Annotated in this window: 29 protein-coding genes; 21 read left to right on the top strand and 8 right to left on the bottom strand. The window is 49.5% G+C overall.

What is annotated here, in order from left to right:
• The first annotated feature begins 24 nt into the window (after positions 1-24).
• Both DP091_RS02035 and DP091_RS02030 read left to right on the top strand, forming a co-directional pair.
• Positions 25-612, top strand: a complete 588-nt coding sequence (locus tag DP091_RS02035; RefSeq protein WP_113056848.1) for a TetR/AcrR family transcriptional regulator — start codon at positions 25-27, stop codon at positions 610-612.
• Between the two features lie 234 nt (positions 613-846).
• Positions 847-1389 (top strand): DUF6022 family protein, encoded by a 543-nt coding sequence (locus DP091_RS02030; protein ID WP_113056847.1) that lies wholly within the window; start codon positions 847-849, stop codon positions 1387-1389.
• Positions 1390-1530: 141 nt separating this feature from the next.
• Here DP091_RS02030 and DP091_RS02025 read toward each other — a convergent pair whose 3' ends face one another.
• Complete coding sequence (locus tag DP091_RS02025; RefSeq protein WP_113056846.1) at positions 1531-2478, bottom strand: aldo/keto reductase; 948 nt, start codon at positions 2476-2478, stop codon at positions 1531-1533.
• Positions 2479-2501: 23 nt separating this feature from the next.
• Positions 2502-3497: a Gfo/Idh/MocA family protein gene (locus DP091_RS02020; RefSeq protein ID WP_113056845.1), complete on the bottom strand. Its 996-nt coding sequence runs from the start codon at positions 3495-3497 to the stop codon at positions 2502-2504.
• A gap of 122 nt (positions 3498-3619) precedes the next feature.
• Here DP091_RS02020 and DP091_RS02015 point away from each other — a divergent pair, with 122 nt between their 5' ends.
• Both DP091_RS02015 and DP091_RS02010 read left to right on the top strand, forming a co-directional pair.
• The gene (locus DP091_RS02015) at positions 3620-4456 is read left to right on the top strand and encodes a helix-turn-helix transcriptional regulator (RefSeq protein ID WP_113056844.1); all 837 of its coding nucleotides are present in this window, start codon (positions 3620-3622) and stop codon (positions 4454-4456) included.
• A 172-nt stretch (positions 4457-4628) separates the two neighbouring features.
• Complete coding sequence (locus DP091_RS02010) at positions 4629-5219, top strand: hypothetical protein (RefSeq protein ID WP_113056843.1); 591 nt, start codon at positions 4629-4631, stop codon at positions 5217-5219.
• Positions 5220-5307: 88 nt separating this feature from the next.
• Here DP091_RS02010 and DP091_RS02005 read toward each other — a convergent pair whose 3' ends face one another.
• The 3 genes from DP091_RS02005 to DP091_RS01990 form a co-directional block, all read right to left on the bottom strand.
• Positions 5308-6120: a hypothetical protein gene (locus DP091_RS02005; RefSeq protein ID WP_113056842.1), complete on the bottom strand. Its 813-nt coding sequence runs from the start codon at positions 6118-6120 to the stop codon at positions 5308-5310.
• 190 nt (positions 6121-6310) lie between these two features.
• Positions 6311-6931, bottom strand: coding sequence for a DUF1796 family putative cysteine peptidase (locus DP091_RS01995; RefSeq protein WP_113056840.1), 621 nt, complete (start codon positions 6929-6931; stop codon positions 6311-6313).
• A gap of 177 nt (positions 6932-7108) precedes the next feature.
• Complete coding sequence (locus DP091_RS01990) at positions 7109-8188, bottom strand: LuxR C-terminal-related transcriptional regulator (RefSeq protein ID WP_113056839.1); 1080 nt, start codon at positions 8186-8188, stop codon at positions 7109-7111.
• Positions 8189-8453: 265 nt separating this feature from the next.
• Between DP091_RS01990 and DP091_RS31190 the strand changes: the two genes are divergently transcribed.
• The 4 genes from DP091_RS31190 to DP091_RS01975 all read left to right on the top strand — a co-directional run bounded on the left by DP091_RS31190 (position 8454) and on the right by DP091_RS01975 (position 11580).
• Complete coding sequence (locus DP091_RS31190) at positions 8454-8705, top strand: hypothetical protein (protein WP_181469704.1); 252 nt, start codon at positions 8454-8456, stop codon at positions 8703-8705.
• A 59-nt stretch (positions 8706-8764) separates the two neighbouring features.
• Positions 8765-9583, top strand: coding sequence for a saccharopine dehydrogenase family protein (locus DP091_RS01985; RefSeq protein WP_181469703.1), 819 nt, complete (start codon positions 8765-8767; stop codon positions 9581-9583).
• Between the two features lie 51 nt (positions 9584-9634).
• Positions 9635-9991 (top strand): hypothetical protein, encoded by a 357-nt coding sequence (locus tag DP091_RS01980; protein WP_113056838.1) that lies wholly within the window; start codon positions 9635-9637, stop codon positions 9989-9991.
• A 203-nt stretch (positions 9992-10194) separates the two neighbouring features.
• Positions 10195-11580, top strand: coding sequence for an MATE family efflux transporter (locus tag DP091_RS01975; RefSeq protein WP_113056837.1), 1386 nt, complete (start codon positions 10195-10197; stop codon positions 11578-11580).
• A 117-nt stretch (positions 11581-11697) separates the two neighbouring features.
• Here the strand turns inward: DP091_RS01975 and DP091_RS01970 are convergent, their stop codons facing one another.
• The gene (locus tag DP091_RS01970; protein WP_113056836.1) at positions 11698-13350 is read right to left on the bottom strand and encodes an FAD-dependent oxidoreductase; all 1653 of its coding nucleotides are present in this window, start codon (positions 13348-13350) and stop codon (positions 11698-11700) included.
• 234 nt (positions 13351-13584) lie between these two features.
• Here DP091_RS01970 and DP091_RS01965 point away from each other — a divergent pair, with 234 nt between their 5' ends.
• The 9 genes from DP091_RS01965 to DP091_RS01925 all read left to right on the top strand — a co-directional run bounded on the left by DP091_RS01965 (position 13585) and on the right by DP091_RS01925 (position 19135).
• A complete protein-coding gene (locus tag DP091_RS01965; RefSeq protein ID WP_113056835.1) occupies positions 13585-13845 on the top strand; it encodes a metal-sensitive transcriptional regulator in 261 nt (86 codons plus the stop codon).
• Between the two features lie 135 nt (positions 13846-13980).
• Complete coding sequence (locus tag DP091_RS01960) at positions 13981-14208, top strand: sulfurtransferase TusA family protein (RefSeq protein WP_113056834.1); 228 nt, start codon at positions 13981-13983, stop codon at positions 14206-14208.
• A gap of 93 nt (positions 14209-14301) precedes the next feature.
• Entirely contained in the window at positions 14302-14787 is a 486-nt protein-coding gene (locus tag DP091_RS01955; protein WP_113056833.1) for a DsrE/DsrF/DrsH-like family protein, read from the top strand.
• 45 nt (positions 14788-14832) lie between these two features.
• Positions 14833-15198 (top strand): rhodanese-like domain-containing protein, encoded by a 366-nt coding sequence (locus DP091_RS01950; RefSeq protein ID WP_113056832.1) that lies wholly within the window; start codon positions 14833-14835, stop codon positions 15196-15198.
• 31 nt (positions 15199-15229) lie between these two features.
• Entirely contained in the window at positions 15230-15526 is a 297-nt protein-coding gene (locus DP091_RS01945) for a rhodanese-like domain-containing protein (RefSeq protein ID WP_113056831.1), read from the top strand.
• Positions 15527-15633: 107 nt separating this feature from the next.
• The gene (locus tag DP091_RS01940; protein ID WP_113056830.1) at positions 15634-16218 is read left to right on the top strand and encodes a sulfurtransferase TusA family protein; all 585 of its coding nucleotides are present in this window, start codon (positions 15634-15636) and stop codon (positions 16216-16218) included.
• Positions 16219-16315: 97 nt separating this feature from the next.
• Positions 16316-17443: an MBL fold metallo-hydrolase gene (locus DP091_RS01935; RefSeq protein WP_113056829.1), complete on the top strand. Its 1128-nt coding sequence runs from the start codon at positions 16316-16318 to the stop codon at positions 17441-17443.
• 117 nt (positions 17444-17560) lie between these two features.
• A complete protein-coding gene (locus DP091_RS01930; protein ID WP_113056828.1) occupies positions 17561-18343 on the top strand; it encodes a sulfite exporter TauE/SafE family protein in 783 nt (260 codons plus the stop codon).
• Positions 18344-18529: 186 nt separating this feature from the next.
• Positions 18530-19135 carry a class I SAM-dependent methyltransferase gene (locus DP091_RS01925; RefSeq protein WP_113056827.1) on the top strand — a complete coding sequence of 202 codons (606 nt, stop codon included), beginning with the start codon at positions 18530-18532 and terminating at the stop codon, positions 19133-19135.
• 17 nt (positions 19136-19152) lie between these two features.
• On the opposite strand, the gene DP091_RS01920 is transcribed toward DP091_RS01925, so the two are convergent.
• Complete coding sequence (locus DP091_RS01920; RefSeq protein ID WP_113056826.1) at positions 19153-19956, bottom strand: helix-turn-helix transcriptional regulator; 804 nt, start codon at positions 19954-19956, stop codon at positions 19153-19155.
• 256 nt (positions 19957-20212) lie between these two features.
• On the opposite strand from DP091_RS01920, the gene DP091_RS01915 reads away from it, so the two are divergent.
• The 4 genes from DP091_RS01915 to DP091_RS01900 all read left to right on the top strand — a co-directional run bounded on the left by DP091_RS01915 (position 20213) and on the right by DP091_RS01900 (position 24772).
• Positions 20213-21673 carry a sulfatase family protein gene (locus DP091_RS01915; RefSeq protein WP_113056874.1) on the top strand — a complete coding sequence of 487 codons (1461 nt, stop codon included), beginning with the start codon at positions 20213-20215 and terminating at the stop codon, positions 21671-21673.
• Between the two features lie 82 nt (positions 21674-21755).
• Positions 21756-22739, top strand: coding sequence for a formylglycine-generating enzyme family protein (locus tag DP091_RS01910; protein WP_113056825.1), 984 nt, complete (start codon positions 21756-21758; stop codon positions 22737-22739).
• Between the two features lie 189 nt (positions 22740-22928).
• Positions 22929-23711 (top strand): DeoR/GlpR family DNA-binding transcription regulator, encoded by a 783-nt coding sequence (locus DP091_RS01905; RefSeq protein ID WP_181469706.1) that lies wholly within the window; start codon positions 22929-22931, stop codon positions 23709-23711.
• Positions 23712-23770: 59 nt separating this feature from the next.
• A complete protein-coding gene (locus tag DP091_RS01900; protein ID WP_113056823.1) occupies positions 23771-24772 on the top strand; it encodes a phosphotransferase enzyme family protein in 1002 nt (333 codons plus the stop codon).
• 103 nt (positions 24773-24875) lie between these two features.
• Here DP091_RS01900 and DP091_RS01895 read toward each other — a convergent pair whose 3' ends face one another.
• Positions 24876-25472, bottom strand: a complete 597-nt coding sequence (locus DP091_RS01895) for a YjgB family protein (RefSeq protein ID WP_113056822.1) — start codon at positions 25470-25472, stop codon at positions 24876-24878.
• Between the last annotated feature and the right edge of the window lie 29 nt (positions 25473-25501).

The raw sequence follows: 25501 nt of genomic DNA, 5'->3' as shown, positions 1-25501 counted from the left end.
GCATAGGAGAGAGAAACGCGAATTATGAGAAGAACCAAAAGCGAAGCTAACGAAACTATTCAGCTGCTGCTGAAGGTAGCCAGAACACATTTCACGGAGAAAGGCTATGCCAATGCGGCATTAGAGGAGATTGCCGACGAAGCTAAAGTTACCCGCGGTGCGCTGTATCATCATTTTAAGAATAAACAAGGACTGTTTCTTGCCGTGCTTGAATTAGTGCAGACGGAAATTGGGCAGCGCGTGGAGACGGAAGCGGATAGCTCCGAGGATCCTTGGGAGCAGCTTCTGTATGGCTGTCGGGCATTTATTGCGACCGTGGTAGAGCCGCAGAATAAGCGCATTATGCTCATTGACGGTCCGAGTGTCGTAGGGTGGGAGTCTTGGCGCGAGATGGACGAGCAGAATTCGATGAGTCACCTTAAGGAACAGCTAGCCTTCATGCAGAATCAGGGAATGATGAAGACCGTTCCGGTTGATGCTATGACGCATGCCTTGTCCGGCGCTTTAAACGAATGCTCGCTGTGGGTTGCTCAAATGCCGGAAACGGATAGGGGTATCGAGGAGACGATGGATGTGATTACCGGCATGTTACAGGGGTTTAGAGTAAGTTGATCCCTTGATAACCGCGGTGTAGGTTTTAGTTTTAATTTTAGTAGCAAATCATGTTAAATATCCAATCCGGATCCGGGTCGGATGTTCCGGCGGCCTACATTCCTGTATGAGATTAAAGCACTAGATAAGGTTTACCCCCAATATGGATCGAATTTTCAGCAAACCTTACAATTTGCATGAATGTTGTATGCTGGAGAGGTACATCCAAAATCCATGAAATGGAAGGGGTTAAACATGAAATCATTGAAGCCGCTGCAGGAGCTTTTGGAGGAAGAACAGGGTAACCCGATCGAAGCCATCGGAAGCTACATTTCCGAACACATCGAAGGGAACTGGCAAACCGTACTTACCGTAAACGAGGAAAAACTGCTGAGGGCATACAACGAGTTTGGAGATGCGGCGTATGGGACGTTTTTGAACCTGTTATTCTTGCCGATTCATAAACAATTAAAGGAGATCGGAATCCGTCCTGAACCTAATTTCCCGGGTAACTTCGACATCTCAAGAGAATGGGGAAGTCAGGAAGGGACAGACCAACAGCGCTGGATGTGGAGCACGGTTTATTCGCCGGTGAAGAAGCCGCTCGGCACCATCGTTACCGTTGTATATCATGATCATACACAGTTTCGCGTCCCTAGGCAGCCTCGGATCATAGCCTTGCATGAGAGAGGAAAAGAGGAAGTCGTTACAGCCCTTTCCCTCAAATCCCCGGATTTTAAGGAGGCGCTCGAGTTTACGGTTGAATATGAAGCTTATCTTCGGAGTTTACAAGAGTAAGGAAGGATAACTTGTCAGCGCGCTATTTTTTCTACCGCAGGGAGATATTTCGCGCTCATGTTGAATATCAGACAGGTCATTAACCTATAAAAAGCGCCTTGAGCAGGATGGAAATATCCTGGCACAAGGCGCTTTTGACATTTAGATTGAAGACAGCTGATCGATCGTTAGGTCTAACCAGTCTAATTCTTCCCTTGTCAGCTGGATGGTTGAACCCTCATCACAGGATTTTAATTCTTCCGCAGACTGCGCACCGATCAACGCACAGGTTGGGAAGGGCTGGTTCAGCACGTAAGCGAGCGCAATCTGTATGGCCGTCACATTCTTCGATGCGGCCAGCTGTTTGGCACGCTCTAACCGCTCCCAGTTCGCATCGCTATAAAATACCCGCACAAGATCTGCATTGTCCCGAATTTCCGGCGTGAACCGGCCGGTGAAGAATCCTCGTGCTTGGGAGGACCAGGACAGCAGCGGAAACTGCTCGGCTTCATGCCACGCAATCGTCTCAGCATCGGCTGAGACGCAGCCTTTCCAGAACGGCTCGTTCGGCTTGGCCAGACTAAGATTCGGGCTGCTGAAGGAGAAACCGACCAGTCCATTCGCTTCGGCATAGGCATTGGCATCCCGGATGCGCTCCCATGTCCAGTTGGATACCCCGATGGCGCCAACGCTGCCATCGGCAATGTATTCGTTCAGAGCCTCAATAACTTCGCCTGCCGGAACCGCCGGGTCGTCACGGTGAAGAGCGTACAGATCGATGAAATTCGTCTGCAGTCTTTCAAAGCTCGTTGTGATGTCGCTCTTGATGTCTTTTTTATTTACACGCGGGCCATTCTGGTCATGATGGGCACCCTTGGTCAGTATGACGATCTGATCCCGGTTACCTCTTTCCTGCATGTATCTCCCGATCACTTCTTCGCTTTGACCTCCACAGTAGATGTGGGCGGTATCAACGGAATTGCCGCCGATAGCCAGGTATGCATCCATATTTGCGGCTGCTTTCTCATACGAATCATGATAAAAGTAGTCCGTTCCTTTCATTAGCGCAGAGACGGGTTTGTTTAATCCCTTGATTGATATATATTTCATATTCATATCCTCCTTGGGTGTAATTACAACACAATTCGCTTCCGTTCATGGGCAGATTGCAGACAGGCGTCTATGACTTTCATGTTGTGAATGGCATCCTCTGCAGAGTAGCGGAGAGGCTTGTTGTTCAAAATAGCTTCGGCCATATGGTCGCCTTGTTCACTGTATGCGTTTGCACGAGGGACCTCGATTTCCTTACGTCCTTCGCCGGTCGTTAAGAAGAAGTTCGCTCCGTCCTCAGGCAGGCTATAGGCATAAGGGACTTCAATCAGGCCATCCGTACCTACAATTTCAAGAGGGTTGCGATACGCCGCCCACATTCCGCAATCAAATGTCAGCGCTACATTCCCTCCAAATTCGATTAATCCGGATGCCATCATGTCGACATGATCATGCTCAGGGGAGAAGAAAGCTTGAACGGTAACAGCTTCCGGCTCTTTATCCAGCAGGATGCGCGCGGCGTTGATCGGATAACAGCCGACATCATAAATCGAGCCGCCGCCCCAATCCTTGCGGAAACGGACATTCCCGTAATTGGCGGAGCTGTTGAAGGTAAACGCGCTGCGTATGCCCCGAATGTCCCCGATGGCACCGGCGGTGATCATATCCTTCAACAACTCATACCGTGGATGATAGCGATACATAAAGGCTTCGGCCAGCACTACCCCGGCTTTAGCTGCTGCTTCTGCCATTTCAGCTGCTTCTGCTTCCGTCAATGCAAGCGGTTTTTCGCATAGAATGTGTTTACCGGCTTCCGCCGCACGGATGCTCCATTCTTTATGTAGATGGTTGGGGAGCGGAATATAAATCGCATCTATGGAAGAATCCTCAAGCAAGGACTCGTAACTGCCGTATGCAGTCGGGATATTCAGTTCCTCTGCCGTTTGCGCTGCTTTTGCCTGATCGCGACTGGCAATGGCAACGACTTCATTGTGACGGGATTGTTGTAAACCAGGTATAACCGAGCGTTTGGCAATGCTGGCGCAGCCTAGGATTCCCCAACGAAGTTTTTGAGTCATGTTCATCAGCTCCTATACAACTTATTAAGATTATATTGCGATTATAAAAGACAAGAAATAAAATTGATATAATATTATTTTGTAGTGTAATACAACAATATTGTTATTCGGGGTGCATTATAATGAAACGACAAAGTCATCTGCTGACCCTACCGCAAATGCCATTCTTCTGCCTGCCTGAGTCGGTAGGGATATACCGGGATGAACCGGACCATACCGTTACGCGGGCAGCCGGATCTCTGAACAATTTCAATATTCATTATGTGGCTTCCGGTAAAGGGTATGTTGAAATCGAAAACATAGTCCATACGCTTGGCCCAGGTGAAGCCGTGCTGTATTTTCCAATGCAGGCTCAGCGTTATTACACCAGCGAGGACGATCCGTGGGATGTGCGTTGGTTCCACTTTTATGGCAGCGGTCTGCAGAACTATTTCATCGAACGCGGATTTCATAAAAGCCAGCTGTGGAGCATACGGCAGCCGTCAGCCTTTGAGGAAGCGCACGAAGCGCTGTTATATGAGGCGGAGACCCATCGGATGCTCAAGCCTGCGCAGCTGTCCACGCTAACGTATTCCTTGTTAGCCGTATTCGTGGAGCAGGCATCCGCTTTATCGGACAATAAATCAAACAACTCGGCCAACCGGATTCTTGAACTGCTGCCGATTATGCAGCAGGAAGCGGCACAACCGTTTATTTTGGAGGAGTGGGCGAACAGACTCGGCGTTACCACTTACTATTTTTGTAAATTATTCCGCAATGTCATGGAGATGACCCCGATGGATTTTGTAACGCGCTGCCGTCTTCAGATGGCAAAGCAGTGGCTGCTTGACCATAAAGAAAAAACCATCGGACAAATTGCAGTGGAAGCGGGCTATCCGAGCGTCAGTTATTTTAACAAGCGATTTATGGAGCATGAAGGCATGACGCCATCTTCCTATCGTCGCTTATATGGGGTATAGTTATGGGTATCACGTCGCCAGGTCAGTTGGGAACTCGACTTAGGTCTAGGTCCTATTCACACCTATAGTCGGTTATGGAAACGGCTTGCCTCTACTACAATGGAATTAACGAAGGATTTGACGAAATCCGGCTTCGATGAAATATGTAATTATGTATGTGGGGGAAAGCCAAATGTCCGATAACCAAAATATATATGTTCTACTGACTGATACGGGTACGATGTTTACCAAACTGATTAAACGAATTACGGCAGCGCCCTATAATCATGCTTCGCTGGCGCTGGACGAGAACTTGAATGAAGTGTTCAGTTTCGGCCGGAAATGCGCCAATAATCCCTGGATTGGGGGATTTGTTGAGGAGGATGTATACGAAGGAACCTTCCGTCACTTTCCCGGCACCCGCTGCGCACTGCTCCGTCTCCAGGTCACGCGGGAGCAATTTGAGGCAGCAAGACGCGTGATTCAAAGCTATAAGGATGAAGAGGACGCTTACGGCTACAATCTTATCGGTATGTTTGGCGTGCTGATGAGACTTGATATTACGAGGGAAAGATCGTACTTCTGCTCACAATTCGTAGCGGAGGCGATGAAGCAAAGCAGAATTCATCTATGGGATCGCCCTTCCTCCGCAGTAACCCCGAATGATTTCTTTCAGCATCCGGCATTCGAGGTTATATACGAAGGCATGTTATATGACTATCCCTTGCTTGATCAATCCAGATTGGCTGGATTCCAATACCCGTTACAAACAGCTTCAAGTTGAGTTGATTTTTGATCCATTTGTTGCACGTCGAACCCTAACTTCTGCCCTCGGCAGAAGTTATTTTTGTATTGCGGGATTCTTGATATCGTTATTTTAATTGGGCATTTGCACGTGTTATGATCGACTCGATTTTTTGTTCGTGACTGTAGATGCTTTTCTTTGTTGTCAGAATCTGACCGGAGAGTGTCAGCAGCCTGGACAGGGCATCGCTGGTTCGGGCCGACTCATTGGCTTTTACGGCGGCTTTGAAATTCTTCCACTCGGTTGTCATTCGTTTATTCGGCGTTGAGATTGCGCTTTTATCGCTTTTGATTTTGCTTTTATAGGATTCAATCTCGGACAGGATGGAACGGACTTTAGCTGCTTTGGAAGTTCTCTCTTTCTTAGCCGCCGTAAGCGCCGTCTGCTTATTTCGAATATCATCACGTCCCAAAGATACCAGGATCTTCATGCCACTGGCCTGTGACTGCAGCATCTTGGAGAGCGATTTGTCTTTGAGTTTTTTAGCTGCGGTGATTTGTTTATTGAGCGCGGAATAGGTATTAAACAGCGGCTGGTACTTGGTTTTGGCCGCTTGCAGCTGATCCTCCAGCTTGCGGATCTTATCCTTATCGATTTCGCTGATTTTTTTACGGGTTTCCGAGGCTTTGGCTTCATTGGCATAGCGAAGGGAAGAGATTCGATCGTCCAAATCCATTACCTGATTTCGTTCGGATTTGAAATCATCGAACTGTTTGATGAGTTTGGTACGTACGGTTCCGCCAGCCCGGTCCGCCGTGGCATTCAATTGGGCTTGAACCGTATCGGTGAACTCGATCGCGGCTGCATTCACGAAAGGCATGGGGATTAAAGAGAGTAAAAGTGCCATAACAAGGGATAAGGTGAGTAATCTTCTAAACATAAACATCGCTCCTTAAATAACTAATAATCATCATGAGCGGGACTCGCATCATGACAGAATGGCCGGACCCACGACAAAAAGCACCCGTTAGAAAGGCGCTTTCAACGCCAGACTTACGGGTGCTTCCTTCGTAAGAGTTCCGATTCACTTTTTTGTAAATATACAGGTAAATTTTGGTTTTGTCAAACACTTATTCCCCTGAACTGAGCGAAAATTCTCTTAAAATGGTCTTCCAGGCCTCCGAATCTCCTTCCCATGTGGGTCCTTTCGGTATTTGCTTGATGAGAACCCGATCCGAGAACGAAGGGAGATTTACGATTTGGGGACTGCTGCTGAGCATCATAAATAACAGGTTTACGTTCGGGTTGGGATAGGCTTCGCGTATTACTTGATCGATCGTCTCGGCATCCTTTGTATTCGCGATGATCCGCACGAGCAGAGTCTTCTGTTCAGAGTTCAAGCAGCGGTTAAAGCGTTTGATTCTTCGATCCAGCCGCTCGCGAAAAGCGGGGTAGTCATATAGCGGAGGCTCCTCCGGTAAGTTCTGGAAATCATGAAAGGATAAACAGGAAGATCGCTTGTCGCGGACATAGTAACAGTTCACGGATTTGCCGTATATGTCGAGATTATCCCGAAGCATGAAATCGCTGAATTGACGTTTAATGACTTTGCAAAATTCATGGGTCGAAGCGAAGTTGAACCAGTCCAACGGGCCAGCTGCACGTCGCAGCTTGTTTCTTCTTAACTGGGCGGCAACCTGACAGTTGTGACCAAGACTGAAAATGGCATCAAACTCCACAGGGGTTGTCATGCTACCAGACCTCCTTGAATCTATCATTGGATATCATATGCAAATCGATAGAGTTGGTATGGAGTAGTGACCAAGGGTGGGTGGGGAGTGTGGTTCATAAAAACCTTGGGTGGCCGGAGAAGGAGGTGGGCCGGTTTTAAGGGGAACGGAGTGGTGGGAATATTACGGTCCCGATCCTCATTGACTCAGGCTATATTTTGAATGAAGCTGCCATATTAATTCCCTCCGGCTGTTGACGCCGGTTTTAACAAATATGGACTTTAGATGATCCTGAACCGTGTAGGGGGAGATAAACAGGGATTGAGCAAGCTCCTTGGTGGATAATCCTCGCAGAATTCCGCTGATCACTTCGTTCTCGCGCTCCGTTAATCCCAACGCATCCGAGATAAGCGGCAGCATATCCGCTGTATTGGCAGGCCCAAGCGTGACTGCAAGTTTGGCAAGAGAATCGGGACCATGCAGAAAGCATGCCCGTATGCTGGCATAGGAGCCATCAGTTAGCCGGACGCGAGTATGAGCGCCTGTCGAATAGGCCGTATCTCGGGAGCTCTCGGACAAAGCCCGGAAGCAGACTGCCCGCAGCGGGCGGGGGAGTGACGCGGCATCCATACCCTCTGCATCCTGGAGCAATGACATCCACTGCCGTGCAGAAGCATTATATGTAAGAATATCGAGCGTTTCGGACAGCACCAATAAACCAGGCTCAGGCATGTGACCCTTTCCATCAACAGGGGATCGCGGAAGAGTTCGATCACGCAGCATGGCCGCCATGTATGGTGCCAAGGTAGAGAGCACCTGCCGTTCCTCCTCGCTAAAAAAGGGCTGGCCCTCCTGCCGGAATATCGTCAGATATCCCCAACACATGCCGTCCGCTACCAATGCGGCACGCATCTCATCATGAAAGCCTGCCGGCTGCAGGACGTTCAGATAACGAGGGCTTATGTTCAGAGCCCCGTTCGTAGCTCCGCTTAGCGTAGCCACCTTCTCCATGGAGTTTGCCAGTTCATGAAAGTGATTGTTATCGCTGTGCAGATATTCATACTCGAACAGGCGATCATGGATTGCCTCAATGTCTTCATCCGTGATCGCACCCGTCGAGAGCAATGTACGTGGATCTACCGTCGTAAAGCAAGCCGATTCGAACGGAATCCAACAGCGCAACTGCTTCAGGAGTTCGCTCCGGTAGGTTTGGGAATTAGATAAAGCCCCGCCAAGTGCCGTTATTTTATTCAATAAGCTGTTAAGCTGTGTGCCCATATTCAGTCACCTTTTTCGTCGGTCTAAGGATAACCCCACATTTCTGGGATAGGGTTATCGTTCTCCATCCTTATAATTGAGAATGATTCTTATTATGTCATGTATGCAGAAGGAATGAAAGAGACCTGCATATTTGCATCAAGATGGAAAAAGGGAGGTTTACCCATGGAAAAAGTGAAACCATGGCTTGCGACACTGAGGATTTTCAAGTCTGAGCGGGGCTCGTAACTTATATAGATTTTTTTAGAGATGGAGAGGAAGTATCATGAAGGAACGCATTGTGGTTGTAGGCGGATATGGGCATGTAGGAAGGATCATATGCGAGGAGTTAAGGGAGAAATATCCCGGGCTTGTATACGCAGCAGGAAGAAGTCTGGAACGAGCCGAACGTTTCAGTCAGGAGACAGGCGGTGTGGTGCTCCCCATGCGACTGGATATGGGGCAGTCGGTCACGGCGAGTGAGTGGGAACGGATCAAACTCGTGGTTATGTGTCTGGATCAGGCGGACGATGCCTAGGCCGGAGCTTGCATCCGGAGCGGAACCCACTACGTGGATATATCGCAAAAGCCGAGTTTTTGAACCAAGTGTCGAAGTGGAAGGACGCAGCGGAGGAATCCGGGTCGTCAGCTATTCTGAGTGTAGGCCTGGCCCCAGGGTTAACCAATCTCATGGCAAGCTGGGCGAGCAAAGGTCTGGATGTAACAGAGTCGGTTGATATCTCGATTATGCTGGGATTAGGGGATCGGCACGGCAAGGCTGCCGTAGAGTGGACCGTGGACAATCTCCTGTCCACCTTTCAGGTGATGGAGAATCATCGCATTAAGACGATTGCGAGTTTTTCGGATGGAAGGTCGGTTTTTTTTGGCGAAAAAATAGGATGTAAATCCGTGTATCGATTCCCATTCTCGGATCAATCCACATTGCCCAACACCTTGGAAGTCCCCACCGTATCGACTCGGTTGGGTTTTGATTCATCCCCTCTAACTTCCATACTGGCGGGATTCCGTGCATCAGGTCTGTATCATCTGCTTAAAGTGAAATGGATACGGAACGCTGCCGTGCAAGCTTTTATGAATAAACGAATGGGATCCGATGATGTTGCTCTGAAAATTGAAGCGCACGGCAAGCGCCATGGCAAAAATAGTACAGTTGAATCTTTGCTGGTCGGGCGGGATCAGTCCAGAATAACGGCTAAGGTAGCGGCGAGAGTTGCGGATGCCGTATACAGTGGGAATATCGCGTGCGGGGTGTTTCATATTGAACAAGTGTTTGAATTAGCGAGTATGAAGGGGTGGCTGGAGAAAGAGGTTCGCATGGAGGAATGGTGGGATGGAGAGAGACGGGGGATGTGGTCGCCTCGCGATCGTCCCGGCGATGAACTTCCTTACAAATAAATTCGGTTCGATAAATGGTTCGGAGGCCCGCTTGATACGTGCGGCGAATATATGATGAGAAGCGTCCACCATCTGTCAACGGGAATGATTGGCGCGGTTATGTTCCCTGGTGCCATGAGTGTCATGCTGTTTGGCATGTTAGGGGGCATACTCGTTGATAAGAAAGGTCATCATCTTGTGTTCTATATAAGCACGTTGATGATTATCGGTGGTTTTTTAACTACGGCTATGCTGACGGATCAATCACCTTGGATTGTAACGGCCATAAGCCATTGTGCCCCTTCTGTATTGATCATTGGGGGGAGAATAGTTTGGATGGCTGTCGAAACGTCTTCGCCAAGTCCAGACTATCATGTTACTCCGTTTATCAGCGGTTTACGGTCATTTCCTGTGGCCTGCATTCGTTGACAGAACTCGGGTCTGGTGATATCCTCCAATCAAAGACGGGGTTTATCCGGGAGCAAATGAATTAATCCGTATTGTCCCCTTGGCGAGGGAGTGAGCTCTCCCAAGCGACGGTTGCGGCAGCCATTTCTGAATACCGTAAGTCTGAAGCTCTTCGTTTGAAGAGTTTTTTCTTTTATATTACAACGAAAAGAATGTGATGACAGATGTTGGTTCGATTACGAACCCAAATGAACGGTTTGCTTCAACATCATTTATCCGGGGAGTCGATGGACTACCGGCAGATTTTTGCTTTATTTTTTCCGATATTGATTGATCAGGCATTCATCATCGGTTTGAATCTGGTCAACACCGCCATGATCAGTTCGTCGGGCGTATCGGCGGTCAGCGCCGTGAACATGGTGGATTCCCTGAATATATTCCTGATCAATGTGTTCGTGGCGGTAGCAACCGGGGGCACCGTCGTCGTTGCACAATATAAGGGAAGCGGCAATGCCATGATGGTATCCCGGGCTTCTGCGGCCACTGTTACTTCCGTGGCGATGATCGCTTTAGCGATCGCGCTGCTGATCATTGGTCTTCACCAGCCGGTGCTGAATCTGCTGTTCGGCTCAGCGTCACCCGAGGTGCTCGAGAGTGCGCGAGTGTATCTGATTGGAAGCAGTACTTCCTTCATCGGAATTGCCATCGTGCAGGCGGTTTGCGGCGCGCTGCGGGGGATCGGCAAGACCCGGGCTTCACTGGCATTGTCGTTAATCATGAACCTGCTCTACGTTCTGCTCAACATCGTGTTCATCACCTTGCTGAATATGGGCGTTATGGGCATGACGCTGGCGATTAACATCGCCCGCTTTGCCGGTGCGGCCTGCGCGCTCTACTATCTGTTCAGATTGGATGCCACGCTGCATATCCGCCTGCGAGATCTGTTTCATTTCCCGATATCCATGCTGCGCAAAATTATGTTTATCGGGCTTCCGTTTGCAGCCGAACAGATGTTTTTCAACGGGGGAAAGCTGTTAACCCAAGTGTTTATCGTCAGCTTGGGTACGTACGCCATAGCAACGAACGCGATCGGGTCTTCGCTTGCCGCCGTATTTCAAATTCCAGCCAGCGCGTTGTCCTTAACGATTGTGACCGTTGTCGGTCAGTGCATCGGCCGCGGAAATATAGCGGATGCCCGGAAGTTCATCAAATCCTTTCTATGGCTTGGCGCAATCTCGCTGGCCCTGATGGGGCTGATATTGATGCCGCTCTACCGGCCGTTGGTAGGGCTGTTCAACCCTCCTCCGGAAATCGTGAACGATCTGTTCGTGGTGCTGTTGATCAACACGCTCGTGCAGGTTCCGTTGTGGTCGATAAGCTTTATTCTGCCTTCGGCGCTGCGAGCGGCAGGCGACTCGCGTTTTACCTCAATCACCTCGATGCTGACCATGTGGCTGTTCCGGGTGATTCTCGGTTATATTATGGGGATCGTTCTGGGCTGGAGCATCCTTGGCGTATGGCTGGCCATGAATTGTGAATGGGGAGTTCGGGGAGCGATTTTCCTATGGCGCTTCCGCGGCAAGAAATGGTATGCGCACAAGCTGATTTAAGCCATTATCTATTGTATATATTGAAAGAAAAGCCCCGTGTTACCGGGGCTTTTTTGCATGTTTTTTTACTACAAGCAGCATGTTCCATCTATTCCAGACAGATTTAGTTAGGAACGATTATGATGGCTTGTAAACCGCAGCGTATGTTTTCCAGCCGCCGTCGAGATTCTTAACCCGGAAGCCATGTTCGGCCAAAATACGTGCCGCCAAGTATCCGCGGAGCCCAACCTGGCAAGTCACGTACAGCATCTCATTCTCCGGCAATTCCTTCAGTCGGCTGCGCAGATCGTTAAGCGGAATGTGGACGGATCCTGGGATATAACCCGCTTCCCTTTCCTTAGGCTCACGAACATCGATCAAAGTTGCACCGTTTCCGACCAGGTCGTCGATTTCATGCCACTGCACCGTTTCAACCAAACCGTCCAAGATGTTGGCGGCAACATATCCGGCATAATTAACCGGGTCTTTGGCTGAGGAATAAGGGGGCGCGTAGGAAAGCTCCAGCTCCGTCAAGTCCCATACATTGAGATTTCCCTTGATTGCTGTAGCAATGACATCGATTCGCTTATCCACGCCATCTACGCCAATCGCTTGCGCCCCATAGATTTGACCTGTTTCCGGATGGAATAACAGCTTCAAGGAAATGGGATACGCCCCGGGGTAGTATCCGGCATGAGACGAGGGGTGAATATGGATGGCTTGATAAGGGATGTTCATCTGCTTGAGGCGCTTTTCGTTAACACCTGTTGCCGCAACCGTTAGATCAAAGACCTTGGCAATCGACGAGCCGAGCGTGCCTTTGTAACCATTGGTTTTACCGTAAATGTGGTCTGCAACCAGGCGCCCCTGCCGGTTGGCAGGACCGGCGAGCGGGATAAAGGCCTGGCTCTGAAGGACATAATCCTTTACCTCAATCGCATCGCCGATGGCATAAATGCTCGGGTCAGCGGTCTGCATATATTCGTTAACTTGGATCCCTCCGCGATCATGGACGGGTAGTCCCGCAGCTGATGCCAGCAAGCTCTCTGGCTGAACGCCTATCGTAAGCAAGGTCATTTCGGTTGAAATTCGTTTGCCGCTGGAAAGCTCGATTTGTTGACCGTCCTTATGAAACTCTTTTACGCCATCCTCAAGAATCAGGCGTACTCCTTTTTCCTTAAGATGCGATTGGACGATTGCGGCCATTTCGTAGTCGAGCGGAGCCATCACCTGGTTGGCCATTTCGATGACTGTCACCTGAACGCCGCGATCCGCCAGATTCTCGGCCATTTCCAGCCCGATAAATCCACCTCCGACAATAACGGCATCCTTCGGCTGGACTTCATCCACGTACTGCTTGATCCGGTCCGTATCGGGGATATTGCGCAAAGTGAAGACGTTTGGCGATCCGGCCAGACCGCGAATATCCGGCGTAATCGGCTTCGCGCCGGGTGACAGGATCAGATAATCATAATTCTCGGTGTAGGTTTCTCCGGTAATAAGGTTTTTAATCAGTACCATTTTTTCATCACGCAGTATGGACGTAACTTCGCTAAGATTTCGAATATCCAGCTTGTAGCGGCGGCTAAGGCCGGGTACGGTCTGCACCATTAACTTATCGCGGTCGGTTATCGTTTCTCCTATATAGTAGGGCAGACCGCAGTTGGCAAACGAAATATATTCACCGCGTTCCACTAAAACAATGGCAGAGTCCTCATCCAATCTCCGCAGTCTGGCAGCTGCCGAGGCTCCTCCCGCTACGCCGCCGACAATGAGAATTTTTTTGCCCATCGAATATTCCTCCCTGATTTGGTGTATATGATGAATGGATTGCTATATACCCTATGGGGTATCATAACATATGGCAGCACGGAAGAGTGTGACAATTATCAAACATGTCCTGATAAGCGTAAAGTGAGAATTATCCATTTGACAACATACCCTTGGGGGTATATATTGATGACATGCAAGCCCGTATGCTTTTAATCATGCATCCTAAAAAGTGCAGAGACTGGAGGGATCGAGATGAACTACAATGATCAGATGAAAAATCGGGTGAAACGCATCGAAGGTCAGCTGCGCGGCATTCTGAAAATGATGGAAGAGAACAAGGATTGCAAGGAAGTGATTACCCAGCTATCGGCAACGCGGACGGCGATAGATCGGACGATCGGCGTTGTCGTCAGCTCAAACCTGGTGGAATGCGTACAGAAAGCTGAAGAGACCGGGCAGGACACGGAGAAACTTGTGGTTGAAGCGGTCAATTTGTTAGTGAAAAGCAGATAACTTGAGGACACCGTTCCCCTCAATTGAATACCAGTAGGAAGTTCAATCAGGATTGACAGGAATTACTACATCGCTTTAAATACCCCGTTGGGTATATGGAGAAACATATAGTCATCATTTTAAGGAGGAATAATAATGAACGCGGATAAAGTATTGGATGTGAAAGGCTTGGCATGTCCCATGCCGATCGTGAAAACAAAGAAACAGATGAATGAGATGCAACAAGGCCAAGTGCTTGAAATTCATGCAACGGATCAAGGCGCGAAGAGCGATTTGACGGCATGGGCCAAGTCAACGGGCAATGAGATGCTGGAGCAGGCGGAGGATGGAGGCGTGTTGAAATTTTGGATTAGAAAGGGATAATTTTTTTTGAATGAAAGTATACCCATAGGGGTATAAAACACATTCATTGACATTTATATTTATAAATCAAATTTTGCAGGGGGAGATCACGACGTGACGCAAACAAAAAAGACAACGATCGTATTATTCAGCGGCGATTATGACAAAGCAATGGCCGCCTATATCATCGCGAACGGGGCTGCCGCTTATGACCATGAGGTGACGATATTTCATACCTTCTGGGGACTGAACGCACTTCGTAAGGACGAGGATGTTATGCTGCCCAAGAAGAAAAGTTTCATCGAGAAGATGTTTGGGAAGATGATGCCTCGCGGATCCGATAACATGGGTCTTTCTAAAATGAATTTCGCCGGGATGGGTCCAAAAATGATCAAGGACGTGATCAAGAAACACAATGCCGTTCCGCTGCCGCAATTGATCGAGATGGCGCAGGAGCAGAACATCAAGCTTGTTGCATGCACCATGACGATGGATCTGCTTGGGCTGCAGCAAGAAGAACTGCTTGAAGGTATTGAGTATGCGGGAGTTGCTGCGTATTTGGGCGATGCTCAGGATGGCAATGTTAACTTGTTCATTTAAGGAAAACAGCGGCGACGGTTGCTGTTTTGAAGAGAGGGAATAAAGATGGATATTCTCAATGTATCGTTCATTGCACTTATCATTTTGTTTGTCGTTTGGAGAATTCTCCCGGCTCAGGGAGTCAGGCAGATTACGGCGGCACAGCTGAAGCAAGAGCTTAAAGACGGAAACGCAAACAAGCAGTTCATCGATGTCCGGACGCCGGGAGAGTTCAAGGGGAATCACATTCGGGGTTTCCGGAATATTCCGCTGGACCAGCTCATGTCGAGCAGCGATTCGCTCTCCAAAGAGATGGAAGTGGTATTGATCTGCCAAAGCGGCATGCGAAGCAACAAAGCGAGCAAAACATTAAAGAAATTAGGCTTTGAGATGGTGACTAACGTGAAAGGCGGCATAAATCGCTGGTCTTAAACTATAAAAAGTAAAAGGAGTGCTGAACAACATGAAAGAGATTTCTCCAAAAGAAGTAGAGCATATGCTGAGTGACGGAGCTGACATGAATATCATCGATGTTCGAGAAGCGGAGGAAGTCGCGGAAGGTAAAATTCCGGGCGCCGTCAACATTCCTTTAGGTTTGATTGAATTCCGCAAGCAGGATCTTGATCGGTCGAAAGAGTATGTCTTGGTATGCCGTTCCGGGGGGCGCAGCGGCCGTGCAACCGAATATTTGGAAGGTCAAGGCTATCAAGTCGTCAATATGACGGGCGGTATGCTCGCATGGGAGGGCAAAACAGAGTAACTGTGTCTATTTGAACAAGAATGGGTGTGTTAGGCACCTCTTTTTTTGAACTGAAATATACCCCAGGTGGTATGTTTACACAAAAAACAATGGAGGTTCGATGTGATATGGCAGCAATTGAATCGAATATGAGGCTGGATGCTAAGGGGCTGGCTTGCCCGATGCCCATCGTCCGCACGAAAAAAGCGATGAAGGATCTTGAAGCCGGACATGTACTGGAGGTAGAGGCAACCGACAAAGGCTCCAAGGCCGACATGCAGGCATGGGCGGAAAGCACGGGGCATCAATATCTCGGAACGATTGAAGAGGGGGATGTGCTGAAGCACTACCTTCGCAAATCATCAGGAGAAGAAACGGCAGAACGAACTTATCCGCATGTAGCGTCTAATGATCAGCTGGAGGAGAAACTTGCGTCCGGAGCGTCAATCGTCATTCTGGATGTAAGGGAAGCGGCGGAGTTTGTTTTCAAGCATATTCGCAATGCCGTATCGATTCCTCTTGGTGATCTGGATGAACGTATGGCTGAGTTGAACAAAGAGGATGAAATCTATGTCATCTGCCGTACCGGAACGCGGAGCGACCTGGCTGCGCAAAAGCTTTCAGCTAACGGCTTTGCAGGCATTATAAACGTCGTGCCGGGCATGAGCGGCTGGTGTGGAGAAACTGTGGGCTTGAACGATAACGCAGATTAAGATGGCTGTTCAAAAAACATGCTGACGCTTTTAATAGGCGGCCGGAAGTAATTTTAACATTTTCAGAACCATTTGAAATTATGAGGAGGAAGGCGACATGACAGTAAGAATAATGCAAGCGCAGGAAGTGGCCATGAAGGCGATTCGCAAAGAGAGCCTGTTCATATTGGATGTGCGGAACCCATCGGATTACGAGGACTGGAAGATTGAAGGCGATGGAATTCTGCATTTGAGTATCCCCTACTTTGATTTGATTGACGGCGTGGAAGAAATTTTGGATCGAATCCCGAAGGATCAAGAAGTGCTGGTCGTATGCGCCAAGGAAGGCTCGTCGGTGATGGTGGCTGAGATGCTGGCCGAGCACGGCCGGCATGTGGCGTATTTGAAAGGCGGTATGAAGGCCTGGAGTGAACACCTTGTTCCCCTGAAGATCGGCAGTTTGGCAGATGGAGGCACGCTTTATCAGTTTGTTCGTATAGGCAAAGGCTGCTTGTCTTATATGGCGGTATCGAACGGTGAAGCGGCATTGTTTGACGCAACCCGTATGACGGAGGTATATCTTGAATTCGCAAAAAGCCTGAATGCAAACATCAAGCATGTGTTTGATACCCATCTCCATGCGGACCATATTTCCGGCGGTCGAATGATTGCTAAGCAGACAGGAGCCGTATACTGGCTTCCGCCAAAGGATGCCGGCGAGGTGGTGTTTGAGTACGAACCGCTCAAGAACGGAGGCGAAGTGGCGATCGGCGGCAGCACAATTCGCATTGAAGCGCTCCATTCTCCGGGCCATACCATCGGGTCTACCTCGTTTGTGATTGATGATCAATATCTGCTGACAGGCGATATTCTGTTTATCGATTCCATCGGCCGTCCGGATCTGGCTGGGCTGGCGGAGGATTGGGTTGGCGACTTGCGGGAAACGCTCTATGTCCGCTACACCCATCTATCGGATGATCTGACCGTGCTGCCGGCGCATTTCATGGTCATGGACGAACTGAACGAGGACGGAACCGTCGCGAAGAAACTGGGAGAGCTTTACCGGGAAAACCATGGGCTCAACATCGCCGGTGAGGCAGAGTTCCGGACGTTGGTCACGCAAAATCTGCCGCCGCAGCCTAACAGCTATCAGGAAATCCGCCAAACGAACATGGGGAAATTGAATCCGGATACGGAGCAGCAGCGAGAGATGGAGATCGGGCCGAACCGCTGCGCGGTACGTTAATCATGCAAGGGCCGCCAACAAGATCGGCCACGACTATAAACGGATGTAACAAGAGAAAAAGAGATATAGGGAACCAGGCAGGTTCCCTTTTCTAAAGAGAAATAAGGGGGCAACACGATGGAACTAAGTTTATCCTTCATCATTACGATATTTTTAATCGGGTTCATTGGCTCTTATATATCAGGAATGGTTGGCATTGGAGGCTCGATCATCAAATACCCGATGCTGCTGTATATCCCGCCGTTATTCGGCCTTGCGGCTTTCACGGCGCATGAAGTATCGGGCATAAGCGCCGTACAGGTATTCTTCGCCACGATCGGCGGCGTGTGGGCATACCGTAAGGGCGGATATCTGAACAAAACGCTCATTATCTATATGGGTTCGGCCATACTGCTGGGCAGCTTCATCGGCGGTTTCGGCTCCAAGATGATGAGTGAAGGCGGCATCAATCTCATCTACGGCATATTGGCGCTGATTGCGGCCATTATGATGTTCATTCCGAACAAAGGGGTGGACGATATTCCGCTGGATCAGGTCAAGTTCAATAAATGGCTGGCCGCTTCGCTGGCTCTTGTGGTCGGTATCGGAGCTGGCATCGTCGGGGCGGCCGGGGCGTTCCTGCTCGTTCCGATCATGCTGGTTGTATTGAAAATACCGATGCGAATGACCATTGCGTCCTCGCTCGCAATCACCTTCATCTCATCCATCGGTTCTACGGTAGGGAAGCTGACGACGGGACAAGTGGATTATATCCCGGCCCTTATTATGGTTGTTGCCAGCTTGATCGCTTCTCCACTGGGGGCGGCCGCGGGTAAGAAGATGAACACGAGGATCCTGCAGATCATGCTGGCCGTTTTGATCCTGGCAACGGCTATCAAAATTTGGCTGGACATTCTATGATGGACGGGCTCCGGAAATCGCTATGGTTATTCATGACCGAGCCCAGTGGAGATAACACGCAAAGAGGCTAATTCCCCGAACCATTCGGAACTCACGCTAACATCGATGCGGCAGGAATGGTAAGATGGGGATGAGCTTCAGTGTGTACAGAATGGCGTTGATTTTAAAGAAAGAGGTGCTAAAACGATGAATCCATGGCATGAGCGGTTTCAGGGAGATGAATACGTGTTTGGGACGGACCCGAATGTATTCATTGCCGATATGCATAAGAAATTAGGCTTAACGGGCGACGCACTGGCTATCGCAGAAGGAGAAGGACGGAATGCGGTGTTCCTGGCCCGGGAAGGCATGAATGTTACCGTATGGGATTACGCGGAATCCGGCCTGAACAAAGCCAATCGACTGGCGGAAGCAAGCGGTGTGCAGATTCGCACGGAGCTTGTGGATCTCCACGATGCGTTGTGGAAGCAGGACCAATGGGATGAGATCATCTGCGTGTTTGGACATTTTCCCAAAGCATTGAGAACGAGGACTTTAGAAGGCGTGAAGACTGCGGTGAAGCCGGGAGGATATTTCCTCACGGAAGTATATTCACCGTACCAGATTCCTTATCGCAGCGGGGGACCGCAGGATCAGCAATTTTTATACGTTCCTGAGGATTTCCTCGAGCCCTTTGCAGATTGGCGCATTGTCCACTTTTTTATGGGAGAGGTCGTTCGTCATGAGGGCCAGGGGCATCAAGGCTTGTCCCATGTCATTCAGTTTGCTGGGCAGAAGCCGTTAGGAACATGAATGAAGACAAGCGGGGATTAAGTGAACAGCATGGAAATATCGGACCGATCGTCTTGCTGCACATAGTCGGAGGGCGACAGGCCGGTGTGTTTTTTAAACATCCGATAAAAATAGGACGTGTCATAATAACCCAAATAGTGGGCGATATGAGCGATGGTCATGTCCGAATGAAGCAGCAGGCTGCACGCTTCCAGAACGCGCAGCTGATGCATATATCGGATCGGTGAAAGACCGTACACCTCTTTGAAGAGGGCAGCAGCATAACTCGGAGAGCGATGGATTAGTTTCGCTAATCGATCGATTTCGATGGGTTCGCGGTAATGCTCTACCAGATACGATTTGATGGTATCCGCATAGTTTCGTTTGCTGGGTGCCAGCTCATTCTTCTCGAGCTCGCGGGCAAGCATGCCGATGAGCTCCTGCATAATGCCCTGACAGATCAAGGTACGGTAGCTTTTGCCACCCCGCATTTCCTCATACAGACGTTCACAGCGCCGGTAGACATATTGGATATGAGAGAGATTGAATTTCATGAATCGACCCGCATCCACAAATGGAATGCCTGTGGGTCCTTGACGATCCAATGTAAAGAGAATGGTATGCTTCTGATGTGAAGTGTCCTTCCAGTTGCCTCCGCTTCGTCTCGTCGACTGAGGGATATAGAGAACGTCTTCTTTCTCGGCAATGATTTCTTCCCCGTTGATATCGTATCTCACCTTGCCTTCTCTAACCACAACAAGGACATTGTACTCAATCGTTTCCAGCTGGGTTCGCCAATTCGGTATGTAATCATCAAAATTCACGCTCATCAATTGGATCATAGGACAACACCCCGCAGTGATTTTATACCTATAGCCTAGCACAATAATGCTCCATTTGAGTACTCATTGATTCGATTAGGTGATCCTGTTATTTCAAATCGGAGTAGAATCGTACAACATAGTGACGAAATGTACATCGACTCTGCAGGGATCGCGGCCTATAATTTCAAACAAATGCAGAAAAATTGTAAACGCTGACATGTGGAGTCTTGAGCGATGTCAAGTGAATTCAGACGAGGAAGGAATCGATGAGGATATGAGAGTATTATTGCTGGATTTGGATTCGACCAGGCCGGATCATTTAGGCTGTTATGGCTATCATCGGAATACGTCGCCGAATATTGACCGAATTGCGGCGGAAGGCGTGCGTTTTGACAATTACTATACTTCGGATGCTCCATGTTTTCCTTCAAGAACCGCATTAATGACAGGTAAGTTCGGCATTCATAACGGTGTCGTCGGTCATGGAGGCACGGCTGCCGATGTGCGCCATGAAGGTATCACCCGTGACTTCCGCGACAAGCTGGGGGCGGAGAGCTTTCCAGCTATATTCCGCAGGGCCGGCATGAAGACCGCTTTGATCAGTCCGTTCGGTGAACGTCATTCGGCTTGGACCTTCTACGCGGGCTTTAATGAAATGTATAATACGGGTAAGGGCGGGTTGGAGTCGGCAGAAGAAGTATCTCCGGTCGTTCTGGATTGGCTGGAGCGTCATGCGGATGAGGAGAACTGGATGCTGTACGTCAATTTTTGGGATCCACACACACCGTATCGCGCACCCCAGTCGCTGGGAAATCCTTTTGAGCAGGAGCCGCTACCCGATTGGATTACCGAAGAGGTGCTTCAGGAGCATCAGAAGAAGGTCGGACCGCATGGGGTGAACGAAATTAATATGTATAATAGTGAAGTATCCCCCGATTATCCGCGTCATCCCGGAGAGATCAGGACGATGGAGGATCTGCGGACCATGGTGGACGGCTATGATTGCGGCATTCGCCATATGGACGAGCATATCGGTGCGATCTTCGAATTGCTGGAGAACAAGGGAGTAATGGATGATTTGGTTGTCATCATTACCGCGGATCATGGCGAGAACATGGGGGAGCTTGGCATTTATGGAGAACACGGAACAGCGGATCAGGGCACTTGCCGCATTCCGATGATCATTCGGGGTCCTGGCATCATGAAGGGGGTAACGGATCGCGAGCTCCACTATCATCTGGATCTTTTGCCAACGATGGCGGAATATTTGAACATTGCACCGGCACGCAGCTGGGATGGCGTCAGTTATGCGGAGAGCCTGCGGACCGGTAAAGGCGGCGGCAGGGGGTATCTGGTAGTTTCTCAATGCGCCCATGTCTGTCAGCGAAGCGTGCGATTTGGAGAATGGCTCTACATTCGAACGTATCATGACGGCTATCATCTGTTCGACAAAGAAATGTTGTTCCATATCACTGAGGATGTCCACGAGCAGTACAATCGGGCAGCTGAAAGACCGGATCTGTGCAGGGAGGCTGTATACCTTCTGAATGAATGGCATGATCATATGATGTCAACGATGCCGTATGACGTGGACCCGTTGTGGACGGTCATGAAGGAGGGAGGACCTTACCATGCCAAAGGTCATCTGCCCCGGTATATCGAGCGTTTAAAGAATACAGGCCGTGGGGAAGCGGTGCCGGAATTGATGCGTCGCCATCCGCAGGAATTTGTATAAAATGAATAGTTAAAGTGAAGCAGGATAACCGCTCCGGCAGTGGTTGTCCTGTTCTCTGTATCTAGCATAGGAGGAACCGAGCATGGGAGAACAACATTCTTGTTGCGCAAGCGTGAGAGCGAAAGTGCGGTTGGGAGAAGCCGATCCGAAGGATCATCAAGACAGTCGAAGTGAAGGCCGATATCATGACCAGTCTCATCTTGAGCTCCATTCCAACATGATCACGATCCCCGGAGGGACGTTTACGATGGGCACGAATTCACAGGAAGGGTTCCCGCGTGACGGCGAGGGACCGGCTCGCAGCGTAACCGTTTCCGAATTTGAAATCTCGCCGTATGCCGTTACGAATGAACAGTTTCAACGGTTCGTGGAAGCAACCGGTTATGTCACGGAAGCGGAGCGTTTCGGATGGTCGTTTGTATTTGAACTGCTGGCTTCGGAGGAGACTAAGGCAAGAGTTGCACAAGTTCCGCAAGAAGTGCCTTGGTGGCTGGTGGTCGAAGGCGCATACTGGGCTGCACCGGAGGGAGCGGATTCGAGCGTCGAAGACCGAATGGACCATCCGGTTGTACATATATCCTGGAACGACGCGCTTGCTTATTGCCATTGGGCTGGCGTGCGGCTTCCAACAGAAGCGGAGTGGGAGTATGCGGCGCGCGGCGGTTTGGAGGGCAGGACCTATCCTTGGGGAGATCTGCTGAAGTTGGACGGAGAGCATCAATGCAACATATGGCAGGGGAAGTTTCCAGTTAAAAATAATGCAAGCGATGGATATATCGGTACCGCGCCGGCAGGTGCCTATAAACCGAATGGTTACGGACTATATAACATGTCCGGCAACGTATGGGAGTGGTGCGGCGATTGGTTCAGCCCGACTTATCATCAAGTGACCTCGGCCATCAATCCGTTCTTTGGTGAGTCTACGGGTAGAAGGTCGATGCGCGGCGGTTCTTACCTGTGCCACAGATCCTATTGCAACCGTTATCGAGTCGCGGCACGCAGCGGGAATACGCCCGACAGCTCGACGGGCAATTGCGGTTTCCGTGTAGTGAGGGAGAGAAAGTAGATTATGAATTCGATTATATTATGATTATGAAGTGTGATTCGAGTATTATGCGGGCAAAAATGAATATAAACGTATAAAACAGAAGTCATTCACTTGAAAAGTGGAATAAAAACGAATACAATCGTAGTGTATATGGGAGATTAAATGAATAAGCAGGAGGGAAAGTGTATGGTGCAAGATCAATCAGGAATGTTTGCCGAGGAACGTCGTCAGAAAATTCTTGCTTTGCTGCATCAAGATAAACGGGTGATTGCCAAGGACTTGGCCGAGCGGTTTGAAATATCGATTGATTCGATTCGTCGGGATTTGACAATCATGGAGGAGCAAGGTTTACTCCAGAAAACGCACGGAGGCGCCATCCCCTCCATGAAAGTCAGGCAGCCGCCATTGGCTCCGGAACAGCGGTATGGTGAAGGCTCTCCGGAAGGGCACGCCATTGCTCAATTAGCCGTTTCATATGTCCGAGAAAAAGATACATTATTCATTGGCAGCAGTTCGATTACCTACTTACTGTTGAAGCATCTTCCGGAGCAGATGCCATTGACGATCGTGACCAACTGCATGCGTGTAGCGGATGCCCTGCGCGAGCGCGATTGGATTGACACTTATTTAATTGGCGGACGGGTGAAGCCTTCCGGAAATATCACGGACGTGCTGGCTAACGAATTTATTCGTCAATTTAAATTTGATATCAGTTTTGTTAGCGGAGGCGGTATTTCCGATGAGGGAATATTCGTGGCTACTCCAGAAGTTGCCGCTTTTGGACGCGCGGTCTCTGCCGTATCCCGCCGCAGAATTGGTATGGCAACGCACCGGATCCTTGGACAGGATGGCTTTGTCAGAGCTGGCGCCGTAGAAGATCTGGATGTGTTAATTACCGATCAGAAGGCGGATCAGGAGGTTGTGGACCGGATTCAGGAGCTTGGCGTAAAGGTCATTGTGGCGAAATCGGAAGAAGTTGCACAGACGTGACAATCCATTCGATGTAACTTTATATAAGATAAGATTTAACAGGTAAGCGAGGTAAAATCATGATTCAGCAGCTTCTGCAAGCGAACTGGCCGGAGTGGAACGGTCAACTGGGTAAAGGTCCTACGGGCTGGAACAATACGACCCATTTTATTCATCATGAACAACGCCGTTCGGTCATGCGCATTTACAATACGCATCGAGACAGGGCAAGAATCGAATTCGAGTTTGCGGTACTGGACTCGCTGCAGCGGGTGCCGCTGAGCTTTAAGATTCCTGCCCCTATTCCATCCATGTCTGGCGATAAGATGGTTCGGGTTCAAGACGGGAGTGAGCGTTACGCCTGCTTATTTGCTTACATTGAGGGAGTACGTCCGGAAGAAGGCAGCATTCAAGCAGCCTATTCCTTTGGGGAGAAGACGGGGGAGCTGGTGAATGCCCTGGCGGTTTGTTCAATCGGAAAGGAGCATGTGTACCCGCCGTATTACGAGCTGCTTCAGTCTTATCCTGTGTGTAACGAGGCGTTCATTCTTGATTTTTGCAAGCAGCCGCCGCCGGTATTCAAGGATCAAGGAGAGGCACTCCATTTGCTAAAAGAAGCATACATCGATATATGCAGCAGCCTTGAATCTCTAAAAAACCTGCCGCAGCAGCTGGTCCATGGCGATCTGAATTTTTCGAACCTGCTTGTAGACGCAGAGCACCCGCACACGGTCAGCGCTTTGCTTGATTTTGAATTTTGTACACAGGATGTAAGAGCGATGGAGGCTGCGGTCGTCATATCGGGATTTATGGGAATGGCGGACGAGAAGGAGGCCATAAGGCAGTTTTGCGAAGGATTTGCCAAACGTGTACGGCTGAGCGGCGAGGAGATCGGCGCGATTCCGGTTCTCATGCGCTTGCGTATGGTGGATGTTTTTCTTCATTTTTTGAGCCGCTATCGGGAAGGGACCGATGAGTCTCCTGTGTTAAGGGAACAAGTGGAAATGCTGGCTGCCGGATTTAAGCGGATGGAATACAGCGGGAAGTGGCTGGATGAAATGTTGTTTCAGTGTTTGCTGTGAAAATCTCTCATGAATCCAAAAAAGCCCGGCTCTCTAAGAGACCGGGCCTTTCCGATGTATTCTGGAACATGCTATTGAGGAAAGCAAGAGTTTCCAATTACGATTATTTTTTCAGCAGATTCATATGGTCCAGCTCTGTGCTGCTGTTAAAGATGAACTCCAATTTGTACTCTCCCCGGTTGTAAGTGAGCTTGGTTTGTTTGATTTTCCCGGTTTTGAAAGTGGTTGTGGCATCCGGTGCAAACCAGTTCTGCTTCAGCATTTTCATGGTGATGCCGCCGATGTTGGTCTGCCGTTCCACGTTCGTGCCAAAATAACGCATCTCGCGGATTTTGTTCAGTTTATAGGAAAAGGCGTACCCTGGATTCCCCATGTTTGCCCCGTATACATCGAAGGCATCGGCATGCTTGCCGGGCACGGAAGGCTCGCCAATGGCTTTGTACACGTCCTGCTTCGTGCTTTTGCCAATCGTTAAACCGCTGACGGCTCCAGGGAATTGCCCCTTTAAAGCGGGTTTATAAAAGCTGTTGAGTGTCTTGAGCGCTTGCTTCGCAGCATAATCGCCGGTATTTGCCGCCTTGGCGGCTTCTGCTTGCTGAAGCGGAAAAACAGCATGATTTAAACCGATTGCACTTACGCCGAAGATGCCTGCCATGGTCAAGGCGACGATTGCTTTTTTTGCTGGATGTTTCAAGTTCATGTTGCATCCTCTCCTTTGTAACAACTAAT

The organism is Paenibacillus sp. MDMC362, from assembly GCF_003269305.1.
Classification (GTDB): domain Bacteria; phylum Bacillota; class Bacilli; order Paenibacillales; family Paenibacillaceae; genus Paenibacillus_AQ.
Note: the sequence above shows the minus strand (reverse complement) of the source record. Positions and strands in the feature narration are given on the sequence as shown.